A 17,353-nucleotide genomic window follows, 5' to 3' on the forward strand; every position below is an offset into this window, starting at 1 on the left:
GCAACAACCGTTTGGCCCTCTACAGCTTAAGCTGGCGGATGGCTTTGTTCAGTTCGCCGGCCAGGCTGGCCAGGTTGGCACTGGTCTGCGCCGATTCGCCGGTCTGCCCGACGGTCTGCTCGGTGACATCGCGGATGCGGATCACGGCGCGGTTCATCTCTTCAGCGACTTGGCTTTGCTGTTCGGCCGCCACGGCGATCTGTGTGTTGCTTTCACGCATATGCGCTACGGATTCGGTGATGGCGACCAGCGCCTGACCGGCTTCATCCGCCTGCTTGACGCATTCATCTGCCTTGATCGAGCTGTCTTGCATAAAGTCCACGGCATCACGGGTGCCACTTTGCAGGGTATTGATCATCTGGGTGATGAGGTCGGTTGAGTCCTGCACGCGCTTGGCCAGGTTGCGTACTTCGTCAGCCACTACGGCAAAACCTCGGCCCATTTCACCGGCGCGGGCGGCTTCAATCGCTGCGTTAAGGGCGAGCAGGTTGGTCTGTTCGGCGATCCCATGAATTTCGCTGACCACGCCGCCGATTTTCTGGCTGTCGGCGGCCAGTTGCTCGATCATCTGCGCGGTCTGTTGCACGCCACTGGACAGCCCGGAGATCGACAGGGCTACGCGGTTGACCACCTGCTGGCCGCTGCGGGCCAGTTGCTCAGCGTTCTTCGACTGATCGCGGGTATCGGCAGTGTGTTCGGCAATATGGTGCACCGTGGCGGACATCTCGTTGATCGCGGTGGCCGCCTGTTCGGTTTCACTCTGCTGATCGAGCATGCCCTGGCGTACGTTACGCATGCTGCCGGCCATGCGCTCGGCACCTTCATCCAGCTGCGCGGCCGATTGCGCGACGATGCCAACGACACGCTGGTAACCAGCCTGCATGGCATTGAAGGCGCTGGCCATCTGGCCCACCTCATCGCGGCTGTTGAGGGGAACGCGAGCGCTCAGATCGCCGCTTTTCTCCACTTGCAGCATCACGTCCTTGAGGGTGTTGAGGTGGCTGAGCAGGAAACGGATCAGCAGCTGCGAGGCTGTCAGAAGCAGCAGCATCAACAGGGCAACCACCAGCGCATAGCTGGGCGCGCGGTCAAAGAATATCTCCACCTGGCTGGGTGCCTTCGCGGTGACGGCCAGACGCTGACCATCCTGGCGGGTGATCACCTCTGCGCCGATCAGCCCACCGCTACCATTGAGTTCGATCCAGCCACGTGTATTGGCCAGGGCACTGCCCTGGTTATCCGGCAGGCGTGGCGTTTGCCCGTTGGCAAAACTCAGCAGGTTGTCGCCACTGGGCAAGGCCTGCTCTGCCGGCCACTGACTGAGCAGGCGGGCCTGCTGCTGGGCGGCGAGTTTGGCTGCGTCGTGACGCGCCTGATGCTCCAGATTGATGGCGTAGAGCACCAGCAGCAGGGTGGTGAAGAAGGCTACGGCGTTGACGGCCCAGAATTTGTACTTCAGGGAAAGATCGCTAATCCAGTGACTCATGCACATCTCTTCCTTGCGGAGGTGGGTTGGCCATTGCCGGTTGGCTCGGGCTTATCGAGGCATATCGATAAGCCTGTTATCGGCGCAAAGCGCTTCGGGTTTAGGCACAAGGCAGCAAACCCTTAGGCAAAGTGCCATCAGTATCAAGCAACGCCAACCAAGCGCATTGATCCTCATCAATATGCCTTGAGTCAGACCAATGCTTGAACACCCTCCAGATGGGGCAGGTTGAAGAACGCCTGTGCCGCCGCGCTGGTGTGGGCGGCCAGTATCTGCTCGGTTTCCCCACGGTGCAGGGCCACCTCGCGCAGCACTTCCACAAGAAAGGCCGGCTCGTTGCGACCGCTCTTCGGTTTTGGGCGCAGGCTGCGTGGCAGCAGGAAGGGTGCGTCACTTTCCAGCATCAGGCGGCCGCGTGGAATTTCCCTGACCAGCGGATGCAAGTGACTGCCGCGCCGCTCATCGCAGATCCAGCCGGTGATGCCGATATGCAAGTCCAGATCCAGGTAGCTGAACAGCGCACGCTTCTCCCCGGTAAAACAATGCACCACGGCGGCCGGCAGCTGATCCCGGTAGTGGCGCAGGATCGCCAGCAGGCGCTCGTCGGCATCGCGCTCATGCAGAAACACCGGCAACTGCAGCTCCACGGCCAGGGCCAGTTGCTGTTCCAGTACTTGCTCCTGCTGCGGCCTGGGGGAAAAGTCACGGTTGAAATCCAGGCCACACTCACCCACAGCGCGGACTCTGGCGTCACCCAGCAGGGCCTTGAGTTCGGCATAGCTGTCACTGTTCCAACTGCTGGCGTCGTGAGGGTGAATGCCAGCGGTACTGAACAAATGGGTGCCGCCGTCATCCAACTGCCGGCACAGCGCCAGGGCATGACGGCTTTCGTCGAGGTTGGTGCCGGTCAGCAGCATCTGCTGCACACCTGCCGCATAGGCACGGGTGAGGAGTGCTTCGCGTTGTTCGGCAAAGCTTGGGTGGGTCAGATTGACGCCGATGTCGATGAGTTGCATGGTGCTACCTGCTGAATTGACCGGGCAGCATAGCAGAGCTTTTTTATCGATTTAAAAAGCTAACCAATACATATATTTAGATCGTATACGTGATGTTGTATGTAATAACTGGCTGGCGTCCATGGGTGGGCTGTGCGAACCTCCGCGCCCCGCGCGAGCGGTCAGTTGTATGCCGCCCGGCAGGTTTGTCCGGGGTTGCTGGATTGATCTGTCGGCCATTTTTGTCCTGGAGCCTTGATGCTGCGAGTGCTACTCACCTGCTGCCTATTGCTGCTGTCCTGCACAGCGGTGGCGCGTGTGGCTGGCCCGCTGGAAATCGAGCAACCCAAGGCTGCCCGTGACCTGGCGAGCATTCGCAGCAGCGGTGAGTTGCGTGTGCTGGTCAATCAGAGTCGTAACAGCTCGGGCGAAGTCAAAGGTCAGAGTATCGGCGTCGAATACCACCGCCTGCGGGCCTTCGAGCAGTACCTCAATCGCAACGCGCGCGATGGCCGCAGCCTCAAGCTGAAACTTATTCCACGGGCCAAGGACCAGTTACTGGCCGCTCTGCAGCGCGGTGAAGGGGATCTGGTCGCTCCCGGTGAACTGCTTAATATGCCGCGTGGCAGCAAGCTCAGCGCCAGTGCTGCAATTCGCCAGGATGTGCCGCTGATCATCGTTGCCCGCCAGGGTAATCGGCGTTACCAGAACCTTGAGCAACTTTCCGGACGCAGCCTGGCGCTGCCCGCTGGCAGCGTGGCCGGCGAGGCGATTCGGTTGCTCAATCAGAAGCTGATCGACAGCAAGCGTTCGCCGATCATCATCGAATGGGTCGATCCGACCCTGGCCGTCGAAGATGTACTGGAGATGGTCCAGGCCGGGATCTTCAGTGTGACGGCTGTCGAGCAGCCGATTGCCGAGCGTTGGGCCAAAGTGATGCCCAAGCTGCGTCTCGATCGTCATCTGCAATTGTCCAAGGACGGCGACATGCGCTGGTATGTGCGGCGTGATACGCCAATGCTTGGCGCCAGCATCGACCGCTTTCTCAAGGGCTATCACGACCCGGCGGATCTGGACGCGGTGTTCCAGCGGGTGTACCGGCGCCTGTACAAGGTGCATTACCCGCTTGGGCGCACTGAGCGCCAGCGCCTGGAGAAAGTCCGCCCAGTCTTGCAGCGCTACGCCTCTCAGCATGATTTTGATTGGCTGGCGCTGGCCGCGCTGGCCTTCAAGGAATCCACCCTCAATCCGGCGGCCCGTGGTGCCAGTGGCGCCACGGGGCTGATGCAGATCACCCCGGCGGCGGCGCGCAGTGTGGGCGTGAGCAATATCAGCGTGCTGGACAACAACGTGCAGGCCAGCGCCAAGTACCTGGCGATGATTCGCCGCAACTACTTCAACAGCCCGCAGCTCAATGAGCGTGAACGCATGGCTTTTATCCTGGCCGGCTATAACCTGGGCCCGCAACGGGTACAGGGCTTGCGGGCAGAAGCGCGCCGGCGTGGTCTGAACCCCAATCAGTGGTTCTTTCAGGTGGAGCGGGTGGCGATGGAGCAGATGGGCATGGGTGTAGTCAGCTATGTGAATAGCGTGAATAAGTACTACCTTGCTTATGACCGTGAGCGCTATCTGCTGGAACCTTAGCGCGCAGGTCGAGAGTGCTTATTTATTAATTTATTCGATATTTTATAGCGATTTTATCCGCTTTAAATATTGGATAATTGGTTTAATCTTCACTCCATCAACTCCCCACAACAAGGACTGCTGCACATGAACGCTCTGATCAAATCTGTTGTTGCAACTCAAGCAGGCTACGGCCTGACCATCCTGCGTATCATCGCCGGCATCACCTTTGCCGCCCACGGTGCACAAAAACTGTTTGGCTGGTTTGGTGGTTACGGCCTGGAAGGTGTTGGCCAGTGGATGGAAAGCATTGGCCTGGCACCGGGTTATCTGCTGGCGCTGATGGCTGGTAGCGCCGAGTTCTTTGGCGGTATTGCCCTGATCATCGGCTTGCTGGCACGTCCGGCGGCGGCAGTCCTGGCAGTGACTATGGTGGTGGCAATTGCCACGGTGCACCTGGCCAACGGTTTCTTCATGAGCAACAACGGTTATGAGTTTGCCCTGGCTCTGCTGGCCATCAGCATCGCGGTGCTGATCGAAGGTGCTGGCAAGCTGTCGCTGGACAAGCGCATCGCTGGCTGATCTACCTGTGCAGTAAACAAAAAGCCCACTTCGGTGGGCTTTTTTGCATCTCAGGATTGCGGCTTTTCCTGTGCCGCTAGCTGCTCGGCCGCTTCCAGACGCAGGCGTTCGCGTTCGTCGAAGTTTTCCGTGGCCAGTTGAGCAATCGCCGCGCGCTTGTCACCGGCGCTCATGCCGGTGTTGTTCTCGATTGCGGCCTTGTCGACGCGGTACTGGGCGATACGTTTCTTCCAAGTCTGCCGCTGCTGGTCCAGCACTTCGAGGCGCTGGGTGGCTTCAGCGCCGACCAGTTGCTGGCGCAGCTGGCGGATCTGCTCCGGTTTGGCGCCGGACGCCTGCAATTGCGCAGTCTGCTGGCGCAGCTCGTTCTGCAGTTGCGGCAACACGGCATCCTGCATCTCGGCGGGCAGGCTGTTGCGCAGCTGGTCGATGGCGGCAGCCTTGCCGGCATCGTCCAGCTGGCTGTCGTGCAGGATCGCCAGGCGTTGTAGGGTGAACTGGTTATAGGCTTGTTCGCGGGCGAAAAAAGCCTGCTGCGTTTCACTGTCGAAGATCCGCGCGCGCAGGGCCTGTACCGCCGCCTCGCGTTGACGCAGGGCATCCAGGTTGGCCATCTGCGGCAGGTCACGTTCGAGCAGGACCAACTCGCGTTTGTAATCGAGGTATTGATTGAGCAGAACCAGCGCCTGTTCGCGAGCATTGGCCGGCAGTTGTGCGGCGATATAGGCACGCAGCCGATCCACGCTGGCGCGCAGTGGTTCTTCGCCCACGGCGGCAAGGAAGTAATCGAAGATCCGCCGTATGTCTTCGCTGATCAGCAGGTTACCGTCGGCATCCAGACGAAAGATGCCGTCTACGCTGGTGCCACTGAAGGAAGCCGGCAGGCTTTTGAGCGGTTCGACCACCTTGCTCGCGGTGACCTGGGGCGCGCTGCTGGGCGCTTGCACGGGTTGTGTGGTTGCGGTGGGATTGTCGTTGAGTGGCGTGGCGATATCCGCAGGTTGCAGGTACAGCGCCAGAGCCAGGCAGCCGGCGAACAGCAGTGGGGACAGCAGCAGAAGTTTTTTCACGGGCACTCTTCAGGTAATGGCAAGCGGGGTGCTGCGCAGATGCGCCAGGGGCTGCGTGAGCCCCTGGCGAACCTGTTATAGACCGTCGTTTTTCAGACGGTTGGCATGCTGGCGATAGACCGTGACCGGGTCGGTTTCGAACAGGCTGGTCAGCCCCAGGGTCTGGTTGACCTCATCAAGGTGGTTCATCCGGTAGTCATCGCGGATCACTTTGCCCATGCGCGAACTGCAGCGGCCGACCAGGCCGTCGTTGGCTTCACCCTTGAAGGTCAGGGCGGTGGCGCCGAGCAGCAGATCGCTGGGGTCGATGATGTTGGTCACCGGACTGGTGCCACTCCAGGAGTAGTAGCGCACACCATTCACGCTGTAGGCACCTTCACCGCAAGCGGTGGTGGGAATGCCCTGCGGGAACTTGGCGTTGAACCGCGCAGCGCCTTGGCTGTTGAGCGACTCCAGGGAGCCGAGGGCATTCTGCGGGCTGGTGCTGGAGCTGCCGGAGAGGAAGTTGATCAGCGTGCCGAGGCCGTTGACGATGCCCGCCAACAGGGTTTCACCGGCCGAGCCTGGTGGAACCTGACGGATAAAGTCGGCTGTGGCCGAACCCTTGTGCGGTGCACCGACGCTGGTGGCCGAGGCAATCAGGCTCGGTTTGACGGCTGCAACGTAGCGGATGGTCGGGCCACCATGGCTGTGGCCGATCAGGTTGACCTTGGGCTTGCCACTGATGGCGACGATTTCTTCCACTTGGGCCAGCAGCTCTTCGCCGCGGGCTTCCGAGGTATTCAGTTGGCTGACTTCGGTGACATACACGCTGGCGCCGTCGCGGCGCAGTGCAGCAGGGATGCCGTACCAGTAGTCGACACCCAGGATGCTGTCGAAGCCGAGCATGCCGTGGGCCAGTACCACTGGGTACTTGGTCTGGGTATAGCCAGAGGAGCCGAACCAGAAGGCGTGGGTGTTGCCAGAGGCCAGCAAGCCGGCGCCCAGGCAGAGGGCGAGCAGGGTTTTATTGTTGTTCATTGGTGCTCTCGCTAGGGTTTATCGGGCAGTTCAAGGCAGTCCATGCAGCCAAAACGCCCATCCCGTGGCGCGTACTTCAGCCCCAAGGCAATGGCAGAAAGCATGCCAGGCTCGCACAAAGCACGCGCAAGGCTCTGCCACGGGCCTTGCGCCGGATCTGTTGCATACCTGCCGCCGGTAGGTTGCTGCGCGGTTGTTACGGGCTGAAACGGCAGCGCCTTGCTGGCAGGCCCCAAATGCCGGGTTGAGATGGCACGGCATGTCCGCTTATTCAGCTTCAGGCAGGCTGTTTATCGACGCGGCCAATCGAAGGTTGGGGTGGTGGTTGGGCGCGCCGCTGCCTTGAAGTTTTGCGCGTGCTTCTCTAGGATGCCGACCCATGCGCCGATTTAAACAGCTACTTGCGGGGCGCCGGGTTACCTGCTGATTGCAGCGCCCTGAGAAGCACTCTTCGGAGGCTTTGAAATTCCGCTAAAGCGCTGGTTCGGTGTCGCCTCTCACCGCTGCCCAGCGGACTCAATGAGGCGGAGACATATCGATGCACTGTCCCCAACCGCTTATTCGCCTGGCCCCGATCACATCCGGGCTGACTCTGCGCAATCCAAAAATCCTGCTCGGCGGCAGCCACCAGCCGACTCTGCTGCGCTACCTCGATGGCTGGCCCAAACGCTGGGCAGGGCCACGGACTTTTCTGATCAACTTCGTGCACGATGGTGAGTCGCTGACGCGATTTGCCAGCAACCACTTCGATATGGCGGTGATCCAGGCACCAACGGCCGAACAGTTGGAGGAAACCGTGCGTCAGCTGACGCGGGTGGCCAGGCAAGGGCTGATCACCCGGCGCTGATTGAGCCCTGTAATGCTTGGCCAAAGCCCCTGTCGATCCGCTAGGCTCCTCGTATACCGTCAGGGAGTGGGCCATGTTCGAATCCGCCGAGATCGGCCGCAGCATCGATAAAGAAACCTATGAGGCTGAGGCTCCAGCACTGCGTGAAGCACTGCTGGAAGCGCAGTACGAGTTGCAGCAGCAGGGGCGTTTTGCCGTGATCATCCTGATCAACGGCATCGAAGGTGCCGGTAAGGGCGAGACGGTCAAGCTGCTCAACGAGTGGATGGATGCGCGGCTGATTCAGGTCAACACCTTTGATCAGCAAACCGATGAAGAACTGGCGCGGCCGCCGGCCTGGCGCTACTGGCGGCAATTGCCGCCCAAGGGGCGCATCGGCATCTTCTTCGGTAACTGGTACAGCCAGATGTTGCAGGGGCGGGTGCATGGCCGGATCAAGAACGCCGTGCTCGATCAGGCCATCGACACCACCTTGGGGCTGGAGCGCATGCTCTGCGATGAAGGTACGCTGATCTTCAAGTTCTGGTTTCACCTCTCCAAGCAGCAGATGAAGGCGCGCCTCAAGGCCCTGCGCGACGACCCGCTTCACAGCTGGCGGATCAGCCCGCTGGATTGGCAGCAGTCGAAGACCTACGACAAGTTTGTGCGCGTCGGTGAGCGCGTGCTGCGCCGCACCAGCCGCGATTACGCGCCCTGGTACGTGGTGGAAGGCGTGGATGAGTATTACCGCAGCCTGACCGTCGGACGCATTCTGCTTGATGGGCTGCAAGCCGCGCTGAAGGCCAAGGCTCGCCCCGTCCCCCATCCCCATGCTGCGCCGCTGACTTCCAGCCTGGATCAACGCGGACTGATCGACAGCCTGGACATGACCCAGGCGTTGGACAAGGACAGCTACAACGAGCAACTGGTGGTTGAGCAGGCACGGCTGTCCAGCCTGATGCGTGACAAACGCATGCGTCGTCATTCGTTGATTGCAGTATTCGAAGGCAATGACGCGGCAGGCAAGGGTGGGGCGATTCGCCGGGTGATCGGTGCACTTGATCCACGTCAGTACCGCATCGTCCCGGTTGCCGCGCCGACCGAGGAAGAGCGTGCGCAGCCTTACCTGTGGCGCTTCTGGCGACATATCCCGCCGCGCGGCAAGTTCACCGTATTCGATCGTTCCTGGTATGGCCGTGTACTGGTGGAGCGGGTCGAGGGCTTTTGCAGCACCGGCGACTGGCTGCGTGCCTATGGCGAGATCAATGATTTTGAAGAGCAACTCAGCGAGGCCGGCGTAGTGCTGGTGAAGTTCTGGTTGTCGATTGATCAGCAGACCCAGTTGGAGCGTTTCAAGGCCCGCGAACAGATCCCCTTTAAACGCTTCAAGATCACCGAAGAAGACTGGCGTAACCGTGAAAAATGGCCGCTGTACCGCGATGCGGTAGGCGATATGGTCGACCGTACCAGCACCGAGATTGCCCCGTGGACGCTGGTGGAGGCCAATGACAAGCGTTTTGCCCGGATCAAGGTGCTGCGCACTATCAATGAGGCCCTGGAAGCCGCATTCGCCAAAAACTGAACACGGGCCGCAGGATAGTTGCGCATACGGCTGATGAATGATCATCGCCGATAGAGATTATCTGGCTTTATTCTCGGGCTATCTTCAATCCCAATAGCAATGAGGTGCGGCATGCGTGAAGTGGTGATCGTTGACAGCGTACGAACTGGTCTGGCCAAGTCCTTCCGTGGCAAGTTCAATCTGACCCGTCCAGACGACATGGCGGCCCATTGCGTTAATGCTCTGCTGGCGCGCACCGGTATCGACCCGGCACTGGTAGATGATTGCATCGTCGGGGCCGGCTCCAATGAAGGCGCCCAGGGCATGAACATCGGCCGCAACGTGGCTGTATTGTCCGGACTGGGCACCAACGTCGCGGGTATGACCCTCAACCGTTTCTGCTCCTCGGGCCTGCAGGCCATTGCGATTGCCGCTAACCAGGTGGCGTCGGGCTGCAGCGATGTAATCGTGGCGGGCGGTGTCGAGTCGATCACCATGACCCTGAAAAGCATGAACACGCAGAACCTGTTCAACCCGCTACTGCAGAAAGACCTGCCGGGTATCTACTACCCGATGGGTCAGACCGCCGAGATCGTTGCGCGGCGTTACAACGTCAGCCGCGAAGCCCAGGATGCTTACGCCCTGCAGAGCCAGCAGCGCACCGCACGGGCGCAGGCCGAAGGCTTGTTTGACGATGAAATCGTACCGATGAACGTCAAGTATCAGGTGGAAGACAAGGCTACGGGCGAGAAGCGCATCGTTGACGGCGTGGTCGCCCATGACGACTGCAACCGTGCTGACACCACCCTGGAAAGCCTGGCTGCGCTCAAGCCGGTGTTTGCCGATGACGGGTCGGTCACCGCCGGCAACGCGTCGCAGCTGTCTGACGGAGCCTCGATGACCCTGGTGATGAGCCTGGAAAAAGCCATCGAGCTGGGCCTCAAGCCGCTGGCCTTCTTCCGTGGTTTTGTTGCCGCTGGCTGTGAGCCGGATGAAATGGGTATTGGCCCGGTGTTCTCGGTGCCCAAGCTGCTCAAGGCCAAAGGTCTGAGCATTGCCGACATCGACTTGTGGGAGCTGAACGAAGCCTTTGCTTCGCAGTGCCTGTATGCCCGTGACCGCCTGGAAATCGACAACGAAAAGTACAACGTCAACGGCGGTTCGATTTCCATCGGCCACCCGTTCGGCATGACCGGCTCGCGCCAAGTCGGCCATCTGGTGCGTGAGTTGCAGCGACGCAAGCTGCGTTACGGCATTGTCACCATGTGCGTAGGCGGCGGTATGGGTGCAACCGGGCTGTTTGAAGCGGTGCGCTGATCAGGCCGTAAAATTGCTGAGCAATAAAAAACCGCGATCCGTCGCGGTTTTTTATTGCCTGCTGTATGGGTTTAGAAGGCGCGGCTTTCGATGATTTCGTTGGCTTGGATCATCCGGCGGATGTAGAAGGCGATCTCGCGTTCGGCATCCGTTCGGTTGAAGTAGGGGCCTTCCAGCGTGCCCTCGCGGGTGGAGAAGAAGTACTGGCCGTTGACCGCGCTGACGCGTTCACTGCGGTAATGGGTGCCAGGGCTGTGATCGATAGTGCGTTGACCGAACATAGTTGAACCTCCCGCAAAATGAGCTGCTGAAAGTCAGTCTAAACGGCGTTTTTCTGGCTGTTGAATTTAACGACAAATGGTCGTTTTTAGCGAAATTCGGCCTCTTTTTCCTGGTTTTCGTATTTATTGGCGTCAATTAGCTGGCTTGATGCTGTCTGGCTATCAGTACAGTTGCACGGCATAGCGCTGCCTGGCTGTGGCTGTGTCGGTTCCGGGAAGCGGCCTAGAATGCCTGTTTGCGGCTGCAACCCATCAGGTGAGGGGGCAGCGCTGGGTTTAGAGGCGTTTATGCATATTTCTTCAGGTCGCTGGCTCTACGGTTTGTTTCTCGCGCTGCTGACAGCGGTGTTGTGGGGCGTGCTGCCGATCAAGCTCAAGGAAGTGCTGCAGGTGATGGACCCGGTTACGGTGACCTGGTTTCGTCTGCTGGTGTCCGGCTCCATCCTGCTGGCCTATCTGGCGGCCAGTAAGCGCTTGCCGGCGTTTCGCCCATTGGGCAAGAAGGGCGCCTGGCTGTTGCTACTGGCGATTGCCGGGTTGACGGCCAACTACGTGCTGTACCTGGTCGGGCTCAATCTGCTCAGCCCCGGCACGACGCAACTGGTGATCCAGGTGGCGCCGATTCTATTGTTGATCAGCAGCATCTTTATCTTCCGTGAGCGTTTCAGCCTCGGCCAGGGGCTGGGTTTACTGGTGCTGCTGATCGGTTTTGCGCTGTTTTTCAATCAGCGTCTGGATGAGCTGCTGACCTCGCTGACGGCCTACACCACTGGGGTGTTGATCGTGCTACTGGCCGCTTTTGTCTGGGCCTTTTATGGCTTGGCACAGAAACAGCTGCTGACAGTGTGGAATTCGCTGCAGGTGATGATGGTGATCTACCTGGCCTGCGCCTTGTTGCTGACACCCTGGGCACATCCGCAGCAGGCGTTCGAACTGAGCCCGCTGCAAGGCTGGCTGCTGTTTGCCTGCTGCCTGAATACCCTGGTGGCCTATGGCGCGTTTGCCGAGGCGTTGGCGCACTGGGAGGCTTCGCGGGTCAGCGCGGCATTGGCGATCACGCCGCTGGTGACCTTCGCTTCGGTGGCCTTGGCCGCCACCTGGTGGCCGGACCATGTGCAGCCCGAGCAGATCAACTGGCTGGCCTATGGTGGTGCGGTGCTGGTCGTGCTGGGTTCGGCGCTGACGGCATTGGGATCGTCGCTGTTGGCCGGCTGGCGCGCCCGCAAGGCGCGCTTGATCGCACAGGTTTAAGTCGTTGTGACTGAGCAGGTATCAGGCGCGTAGGCCCAGCGTTTCGGCACGTTTTAGCCAGCTCTGGCGCTGCTCTTCGGAGGAGGGGCGCACGGGGGCGAATTCGGCCAGGCGGCGGGTCTTGATGCCACTGAAACCGAGGATGGTACGGGTCATCTGCCGATGCCCGGGCGCGCCGTAGATCCAGCGGAAGTACCAGGGCGGGGTGTCCATGGTCACCAGCAGATCAGCGGTGCGTCCGCTCAGCAGCTTGTCCCAGAGTTGCGAGCGATTGCGGTATTTGAAGGCGAAACCGGGCAGAAAGGTGCGGTCGAAGAAGCCCTTGAGCAGGGCAGGAATACCACCCCACCAGACTGGATAGACGAATACCAGGTGTTCGGCCCAGTGAATCTGCCGCTGAGCTTCCAGCAGGTCGGGTTCAAGTTGCTGGCTCTGCTCGTAGCCATCACGCAGCACCGGATCAAAGCTCATTTCACCCAGTTTCAACTGGCGTACGACGTGGCCTTTGCTGCGCGCGCCTTGGGCATAGGCTTCACCGAGGGCATGGCAGAAGCTGCTGCCCTTGGGGGTGCCGAGAATCATCAGGATGCGTTTGCCGTCGCCTTCCAGTGGCGTTGCCCCACTCTTTGCCGTTTCACTCATATTGACCCGCCTCCAGCATGTTTTCAGGACGCACCCAGGCGTCGAATTCTTCGTTGTTCAGGTAGCCCAGCTGCAGCGCCGCTTCGCGCAGGGTGGTGCCATCCTGATAGGCCTGCTTGGCGATCTGCGCGGCCTTGTCGTAACCGATATGCGGATTCAGCGCAGTCACCAGCATCAAGCCCCGCTCCAGGTGTTCGGCCATTTTTCCTGCGTCGGGTTGCAGGCCCGCGACGCAGTGCTGCTGGAAGTTATGGCAGCCGTCGGCGAGCAAGCGTATCGACTGCAACAGGTTATGAATGATCACCGGTTTGAACACGTTAAGTTGCAGATGGCCCTGGCTCGCGGCAAAGGCAATCGTGCTGTCGTTGCCCAGCACCTGACAGGCCAGCATCGACAATGCCTCGCATTGAGTCGGGTTGACCTTGCCCGGCATGATCGAGCTGCCTGGCTCATTGGCCGGCAAACGCACCTCGGCAAAGCCGGCGCGCGGCCCGGAACCCAGCAAACGCAGATCGTTAGCCAGTTTCATAAGGGCCACTGCCAGGGTTTTCAAGGCGCCGGACAGCGCCACCAAGGGTTCATGGCCGGCCAGTGCGGCAAACTTGTTCGGTGCGCTGACCAGTGGCAGACCGCTCAGGGCGGCCAGCTCGGCGGCCATGGCCTCGGCGAAGCCCTGTGGCGAATTCAGCCCGGTGCCTACCGCTGTGCCGCCCTGGGCCAGTTCGCAAACAGCTGGCAAAGCGGCCTGGATGGCGCGCTCGGCGTAGCTCAATTGCGCGACAAAGGCTGACAGCTCCTGACCAAACGTCATCGGTGTGGCGTCCATCATATGGGTACGCCCGGTCTTGACCAGCCGCGTGTGCCGCTCAGCCTGTTCCTGCAAGCCCTCGCGCAGCTCGCGCAGGGCGGGTAGCAACTGCTGGTGTACAGCCTGCACGGTGGCGATGTGCATGGCCGTGGGGAAGCTGTCGTTGGAGCTTTGCGCGCGATTGACGTGGTCGTTGGGGTGCACCGGGGTCTTGCCGCCGCGGCCGTTGCCCGCCAACTCGTTGGCCCGTCCGGCAATCACTTCGTTGACGTTCATATTGCTTTGCGTACCGCTGCCGGTCTGCCACACCACTAACGGAAACTGCTCGTCATGCTGACCCGCCAGCACCTCATTGGCCGCTTGCTCGATCAGCCGGGCCAGATCAGGCGGCAGCGCTCCGATACGTTGATTGACCCGCGCAGCGGCTTTCTTGATCAGTGCCAGGGCATGCACCACTGACAAGGGCATACGTTCCTGGCCGATGGCGAAGTTGATCAGTGAGCGCTGGGTCTGGGCGCCCCAGTAGGCGTCATCAGGGACGTCGATCGGGCCCAGGCTGTCGGTCTCAATGCGGCTCATGGCGGCTCTCCTGATAGCTGCGGGCGCAGCAGATGGCTTACCAGGCAAGCAGTAACTCGCCTGGGCGTATGTGAGCTTAGGTCGCGATGTGGCTACAGAGGTTCAACTTGAGGCGTAACTACCAACGCGCGTGGGTTTCGCCGAGCCAGCCGAGGGCATTGTTGACCGGCACGCGTTCGCCTTCCGGGCCACGCAAAACTCCATCGAAATGCCCAAACCACTGCTGCGTGTCTGCAAAGAACGGCCCAAGCCGGCGGTAGGCGCGGTGACGCTGACGCGGGGTGAAGGTCAATTGCACGGCATCATCCGGGCTGCGCAGTTGCCAGGGCGCCAGTGGGTTGTGCGGTGCCTGGGTGATGGTGATGGGGCTGTCCAGGTGTTGCAGCTCGCCGCCAAACCACAGGGTGTTTTCTGAGAGGCCGCTGTAGTCGGTCCAGCCGGCGCCGAAGTTGCCGGCGATGCCGCCGGGCGCGGCAAAGGCGGCGCGGGTCCAATGGCTGTTGAGTGGCCAGATGCCACGGCCGAAATCCAGCGAGGCAAAGCTTTGCCCGGCTACGCAGCTGTATTGCTGTTTGCCCAGTTGCACGCTGCCGCTACATGGCAGACCCAACTGGCGGCTGGTGGCATGGAAGCTCTGCGGGCCGAGCGGGGCAACCAGATTGACTGAGTCCAGGTGCGCTGGGCGTTGAATATCCAGTGCAACTTGCAGCGGCTGCCCGCCAATATCTGGGGCATGGATGGTGATGCGGGTGCGTCCGGTGTGCTCTGCCACGCGCAGCTGCAGGTGCGGGTGATTGAACTCGTGGCTGGCCTGCGGCAGGTCGGGCAGGTTGCAACCGCGAGCGAACAGGCGGTACTGGCTGTAGGCAACGGCCTGGCCGGTTTGCAGGTCAAGAAAGTAGGCGGCGGCATAGCCCAGGTAGTCGAGGTCGGCCTGGGTGAAAGAGAGCATCCATTGCGGGGTGGTGATACACCAGTGGTTCCAGCGCTTGCGCCGACCAAAGTGGCCAGGGATGGCGCAATCGACCATGGGCCTGGGTGACCAGCCGATCGCTTGCGGGTTGAGTTGACCGCGACTGTCGCACAGCGCGATGGCAGCGAAAGGCTCTGGATGAGTGAAACTGTTCATCAAGCACGTCCATGTGTGTGCAGGGGCCTCGCTGGGTGGGCGTCGGCACGCTGAAACAGAAATGAGTACCGCATGAGCATGCACAGGCGTGCTTCTGCTCGGCAATTGCTGGCATTTTGACCTTTAAGCAGGCTGTGCGCCAGTGCACAGTTGTAGCGCGATTTGCTGGGTGTGGCGCGCACGCTTGAGTCGCAGCCGTGCTTGAGCACAAAATGCCGCCAAGTGAGTCAAACACGACTCTTTCTCTGTTCAGGAGTAGTACATGTCACGTTTACCTGCCTTTTGCGCTGCCCTAATACTGACGTGCGGTAGTGCTCAGGTGCTCGCCGATGCCAAGAGCCATGCGGCTGATGCCGAGCGCTTCCTGCTGCTGGCCCGTGCCGACAAACTGGCTGTACCGGTGTATGCCCAGGTGCAGCAGATGTTTGCCCAGCGTTTTGCCGAGAGCAATGCCCCGCAGACTGAGAAGGCGGTGCTGGAAACCTATCAGGCCCAGGCCAACACGGCGCTGGAGCAGGCTGTGGGTTGGGACAAGCTCAAACCGGATATGGTCAAGCTCTACACCAGCAACTTCAACGAACAGGAAATGAAAGAGCTGATCCGCTTCTACGAATCTCCGCTGGGCAAGAAAGTCCTGGAAAAGATGCCGACGCTGACCGCGCAATCGGCCCAACTGACTCAGGGCAAGCTGGAAGCGGCAGTGCCCAAGGTCAACCAGTTGCTGGCAGAAATGACTGCCAAGCTGACCCCGAAAAAGCCCTGAGTGACAGTCGCCATGGCCAAGATCGATCTACTGCGGGCCGCCCTGGCGAGCCTGAAAACCCAGCACCTCGATGTACTGGATGAAAGCCATATGCATAGCCGGGGCCTTGAAACCCATTACAAGGCGGTGATCGTCAGTGAGTTGTTCGTCGGTCTGAATGCGGTCAAACGCCATCAGAAGGCCTATGCCGCAGTCGGTGAACTGATGGGCCAGATCCACGCCCTGGCGCTGCATACCTACACACCGGATGAGTGGGCGCAACAGGGCGTGGCTCCGGCGTCGCCGACCTGCAAGGGCGGCCACTGAGAACCGGCTTAAAGCCGGCTGTGCGTCGGCTCTGAGGCAATTCGCCTCTACACGGGATGTTGGAACGACAGTAAACTGCCGCCTCCGCCGGCTCTAGGTGAACAACCTGAGCCGGCGTATTTTTTTGTATCCCGGTCCGCCCTTTACGTGGGCGACTACTGAAGGACATGCATATGACTGACAAGATCGTTGTCGCCGCGCTGTATAAATTCGTTTCCCTGCCTGACTTCCATGAGCTGCGTGAGCCGCTGCTGCAATGCATGCTGGATAACGGGGTGAAAGGCACCCTGCTGCTGGCAGAAGAGGGCATCAACGGCACCGTTTCCGGCTCACGCGCCGCTATCGACGGTCTGATGGCCTGGTTTGATCTCGATCCGCGCCTGGCCGACATCGACCACAAGGAATCCTACTGCGACGAGCAGCCGTTCTATCGCACCAAGGTCAAGCTGAAGAAGGAAATCGTCACCCTAGGCGTGCCCGGCGTCGATCCGAACCAGAAGGTCGGCACCTACGTTGAGCCCAAGGACTGGAACGCATTGATCAGTGATCCCGAAGTACTGCTGATCGATACGCGCAACGACTACGAAGTGTCGATTGGCACCTTCGAGGGCGCGGTTGATCCCAAGACCAAGTCGTTCCGCGAGTTTCCCGACTACATCAAGGCGCACTTCGACCCGGCCAAACACAAGAAGGTCGCGATGTTCTGCACCGGCGGCATCCGTTGCGAAAAGGCCTCCAGCTATATGCTCGGCGAGGGTTTCGAGGAGGTTTTCCACCTCAAGGGCGGCATCCTCAAGTACCTCGAAGAAGTGCCGCAGGAGCAGAGCAAATGGCAGGGCGACTGCTTCGTCTTCGACAACCGGGTGACCGTGCGCCATGACCTGAGCGAAGGTGACTACGACCAGTGCCACGCCTGCCGCACGCCGGTGTCGGTGGCAGATCGTCAGTCCGAGTTCTACACCCCAGGCGTCAGTTGCCCGCATTGCTGGGACTCGCTGCCGGAGAAAACCCGCGCCGGTGCCCGTGAGCGCCAACGGCAGATTGAACTGGCTAAAGAACGCAATCAGCCGCACCCGCTGGGCTACAACCCCCGACAAAACCGCGAGGTTTAAGC

General features: G+C 60.5%; 17 protein-coding genes. 9 read left to right on the plus strand and 8 right to left on the minus strand.

Features of this window, described 5'->3' with window-relative positions; genetic code table 11:
* Nucleotides 1-19: 19 nt before the first annotated feature.
* Together ACSQ17_RS20115 and ACSQ17_RS20120 are read right to left on the minus strand one after the other, a co-directional pair.
* The gene (locus ACSQ17_RS20115; RefSeq protein ID WP_436070275.1) at nt 20-1,486 is read right to left on the minus strand and encodes a methyl-accepting chemotaxis protein; all 1,467 of its coding nucleotides are present in this window, start codon (nt 1,484-1,486) and stop codon (nt 20-22) included.
* Nucleotides 1,487-1,677: 191 nt separating this feature from the next.
* Nucleotides 1,678-2,502 (minus strand): TatD family hydrolase, encoded by an 825-nt coding sequence (locus ACSQ17_RS20120; protein ID WP_436070276.1) that lies wholly within the window; start codon nt 2,500-2,502, stop codon nt 1,678-1,680.
* 237 nt (nt 2,503-2,739) lie between these two features.
* Between ACSQ17_RS20120 and ACSQ17_RS20125 the strand changes: the two genes are divergently transcribed.
* Together ACSQ17_RS20125 and ACSQ17_RS20130 are read left to right on the plus strand one after the other, a co-directional pair.
* On the plus strand, nt 2,740-4,125 hold the full coding sequence (locus ACSQ17_RS20125) for a transglycosylase SLT domain-containing protein (protein WP_436070277.1): 1,386 nt from the start codon (nt 2,740-2,742) through the stop codon (nt 4,123-4,125).
* Nucleotides 4,126-4,251: 126 nt separating this feature from the next.
* On the plus strand, nt 4,252-4,686 hold the full coding sequence (locus ACSQ17_RS20130; protein ID WP_436070278.1) for a DoxX family protein: 435 nt from the start codon (nt 4,252-4,254) through the stop codon (nt 4,684-4,686).
* A 50-nt stretch (nt 4,687-4,736) separates the two neighbouring features.
* Here ACSQ17_RS20130 and ACSQ17_RS20135 read toward each other — a convergent pair whose 3' ends face one another.
* Both ACSQ17_RS20135 and ACSQ17_RS20140 read right to left on the minus strand, forming a co-directional pair.
* Complete coding sequence (locus ACSQ17_RS20135; protein WP_436070279.1) at nt 4,737-5,756, minus strand: lipase secretion chaperone; 1,020 nt, start codon at nt 5,754-5,756, stop codon at nt 4,737-4,739.
* Nucleotides 5,757-5,831: 75 nt separating this feature from the next.
* Complete coding sequence (locus ACSQ17_RS20140) at nt 5,832-6,776, minus strand: triacylglycerol lipase (protein ID WP_436070280.1); 945 nt, start codon at nt 6,774-6,776, stop codon at nt 5,832-5,834.
* Nucleotides 6,777-7,314: 538 nt separating this feature from the next.
* Here ACSQ17_RS20140 and ACSQ17_RS20145 point away from each other — a divergent pair.
* The 3 genes from ACSQ17_RS20145 to ACSQ17_RS20155 all read left to right on the plus strand — a co-directional run bounded on the left by ACSQ17_RS20145 (nt 7,315) and on the right by ACSQ17_RS20155 (nt 10,480).
* Nucleotides 7,315-7,623 (plus strand): class I SAM-dependent methyltransferase, encoded by a 309-nt coding sequence (locus ACSQ17_RS20145; RefSeq protein ID WP_436070281.1) that lies wholly within the window; start codon nt 7,315-7,317, stop codon nt 7,621-7,623.
* A 73-nt stretch (nt 7,624-7,696) separates the two neighbouring features.
* Nucleotides 7,697-9,184, plus strand: a complete 1,488-nt coding sequence (gene pap, locus ACSQ17_RS20150; RefSeq protein WP_436070282.1) for a polyphosphate:AMP phosphotransferase — start codon at nt 7,697-7,699, stop codon at nt 9,182-9,184.
* A gap of 111 nt (nt 9,185-9,295) precedes the next feature.
* Nucleotides 9,296-10,480 (plus strand): thiolase family protein, encoded by a 1,185-nt coding sequence (locus ACSQ17_RS20155; RefSeq protein WP_436070283.1) that lies wholly within the window; start codon nt 9,296-9,298, stop codon nt 10,478-10,480.
* 71 nt (nt 10,481-10,551) lie between these two features.
* Here ACSQ17_RS20155 and ACSQ17_RS20160 read toward each other — a convergent pair whose 3' ends face one another.
* Nucleotides 10,552-10,761 carry a DUF6316 family protein gene (locus ACSQ17_RS20160; RefSeq protein WP_233685034.1) on the minus strand — a complete coding sequence of 70 codons (210 nt, stop codon included), beginning with the start codon at nt 10,759-10,761 and terminating at the stop codon, nt 10,552-10,554.
* Between the two features lie 288 nt (nt 10,762-11,049).
* On the opposite strand from ACSQ17_RS20160, the gene ACSQ17_RS20165 reads away from it, so the two are divergent.
* Nucleotides 11,050-12,012 (plus strand): DMT family transporter, encoded by a 963-nt coding sequence (locus ACSQ17_RS20165; RefSeq protein WP_436070284.1) that lies wholly within the window; start codon nt 11,050-11,052, stop codon nt 12,010-12,012.
* Between the two features lie 21 nt (nt 12,013-12,033).
* On the opposite strand, the gene ACSQ17_RS20170 is transcribed toward ACSQ17_RS20165, so the two are convergent.
* The 3 genes from ACSQ17_RS20170 to ACSQ17_RS20180 form a co-directional block, all read right to left on the minus strand.
* The gene (locus tag ACSQ17_RS20170; RefSeq protein ID WP_436070285.1) at nt 12,034-12,654 is read right to left on the minus strand and encodes an NAD(P)H-dependent oxidoreductase; all 621 of its coding nucleotides are present in this window, start codon (nt 12,652-12,654) and stop codon (nt 12,034-12,036) included.
* A complete protein-coding gene (locus ACSQ17_RS20175; protein WP_436070286.1) occupies nt 12,647-14,041 on the minus strand; it encodes a class II fumarate hydratase in 1,395 nt (464 codons plus the stop codon). The genes ACSQ17_RS20170 and ACSQ17_RS20175 overlap by 8 nt, the downstream gene beginning before the upstream one ends.
* Before the next feature lie 118 nt (nt 14,042-14,159).
* Nucleotides 14,160-15,170, minus strand: coding sequence for a DUF2804 domain-containing protein (locus tag ACSQ17_RS20180; RefSeq protein WP_436070287.1), 1,011 nt, complete (start codon nt 15,168-15,170; stop codon nt 14,160-14,162).
* A 262-nt stretch (nt 15,171-15,432) separates the two neighbouring features.
* Between ACSQ17_RS20180 and ACSQ17_RS20185 the strand changes: the two genes are divergently transcribed.
* The 3 genes from ACSQ17_RS20185 to trhO all read left to right on the plus strand — a co-directional run bounded on the left by ACSQ17_RS20185 (nt 15,433) and on the right by trhO (nt 17,351).
* The gene (locus ACSQ17_RS20185) at nt 15,433-15,933 is read left to right on the plus strand and encodes a DUF2059 domain-containing protein (RefSeq protein ID WP_436070288.1); all 501 of its coding nucleotides are present in this window, start codon (nt 15,433-15,435) and stop codon (nt 15,931-15,933) included.
* Between the two features lie 12 nt (nt 15,934-15,945).
* Complete coding sequence (locus ACSQ17_RS20190) at nt 15,946-16,239, plus strand: BolA family protein (protein WP_436070289.1); 294 nt, start codon at nt 15,946-15,948, stop codon at nt 16,237-16,239.
* Between the two features lie 173 nt (nt 16,240-16,412).
* Complete coding sequence (gene trhO, locus ACSQ17_RS20195) at nt 16,413-17,351, plus strand: oxygen-dependent tRNA uridine(34) hydroxylase TrhO (RefSeq protein WP_436070290.1); 939 nt, start codon at nt 16,413-16,415, stop codon at nt 17,349-17,351.
* The last annotated feature ends 2 nt before the right edge of the window (nt 17,352-17,353 follow it).

Origin of the sequence: Pseudomonas sp. LjRoot71 (assembly GCF_964253255.1) — a bacterium.
GTDB lineage: Bacteria > Pseudomonadota > Gammaproteobacteria > Pseudomonadales > Pseudomonadaceae > Aquipseudomonas.

Coding starts and splice junctions, on each gene's coding strand:
- ACSQ17_RS20115 (WP_436070275.1), bottom strand. CDS start 1,486: ATGAGTCACTGGATTAGCGATCTTTCCCTGAAGTACAAATTCTGGGCC.
- ACSQ17_RS20120 (WP_436070276.1), bottom strand. CDS start 2,502: ATGCAACTCATCGACATCGGCGTCAATCTGACCCACCCAAGCTTTGCC.
- ACSQ17_RS20125 (WP_436070277.1), top strand. CDS start 2,740: ATGCTGCGAGTGCTACTCACCTGCTGCCTATTGCTGCTGTCCTGCACA.
- ACSQ17_RS20130 (WP_436070278.1), top strand. CDS start 4,252: ATGAACGCTCTGATCAAATCTGTTGTTGCAACTCAAGCAGGCTACGGC.
- ACSQ17_RS20140 (WP_436070280.1), bottom strand. CDS start 6,776: ATGAACAACAATAAAACCCTGCTCGCCCTCTGCCTGGGCGCCGGCTTG.
- ACSQ17_RS20145 (WP_436070281.1), top strand. CDS start 7,315: ATGCACTGTCCCCAACCGCTTATTCGCCTGGCCCCGATCACATCCGGG.
- pap (WP_436070282.1), top strand. CDS start 7,697: ATGTTCGAATCCGCCGAGATCGGCCGCAGCATCGATAAAGAAACCTAT.
- ACSQ17_RS20155 (WP_436070283.1), top strand. CDS start 9,296: ATGCGTGAAGTGGTGATCGTTGACAGCGTACGAACTGGTCTGGCCAAG.
- ACSQ17_RS20160 (WP_233685034.1), bottom strand. CDS start 10,761: ATGTTCGGTCAACGCACTATCGATCACAGCCCTGGCACCCATTACCGC.
- ACSQ17_RS20165 (WP_436070284.1), top strand. CDS start 11,050: ATGCATATTTCTTCAGGTCGCTGGCTCTACGGTTTGTTTCTCGCGCTG.
- ACSQ17_RS20170 (WP_436070285.1), bottom strand. CDS start 12,654: ATGAGTGAAACGGCAAAGAGTGGGGCAACGCCACTGGAAGGCGACGGC.
- ACSQ17_RS20175 (WP_436070286.1), bottom strand. CDS start 14,041: ATGAGCCGCATTGAGACCGACAGCCTGGGCCCGATCGACGTCCCTGAT.
- ACSQ17_RS20180 (WP_436070287.1), bottom strand. CDS start 15,170: ATGAACAGTTTCACTCATCCAGAGCCTTTCGCTGCCATCGCGCTGTGC.
- ACSQ17_RS20185 (WP_436070288.1), top strand. CDS start 15,433: ATGTCACGTTTACCTGCCTTTTGCGCTGCCCTAATACTGACGTGCGGT.
- ACSQ17_RS20190 (WP_436070289.1), top strand. CDS start 15,946: ATGGCCAAGATCGATCTACTGCGGGCCGCCCTGGCGAGCCTGAAAACC.
- trhO (WP_436070290.1), top strand. CDS start 16,413: ATGACTGACAAGATCGTTGTCGCCGCGCTGTATAAATTCGTTTCCCTG.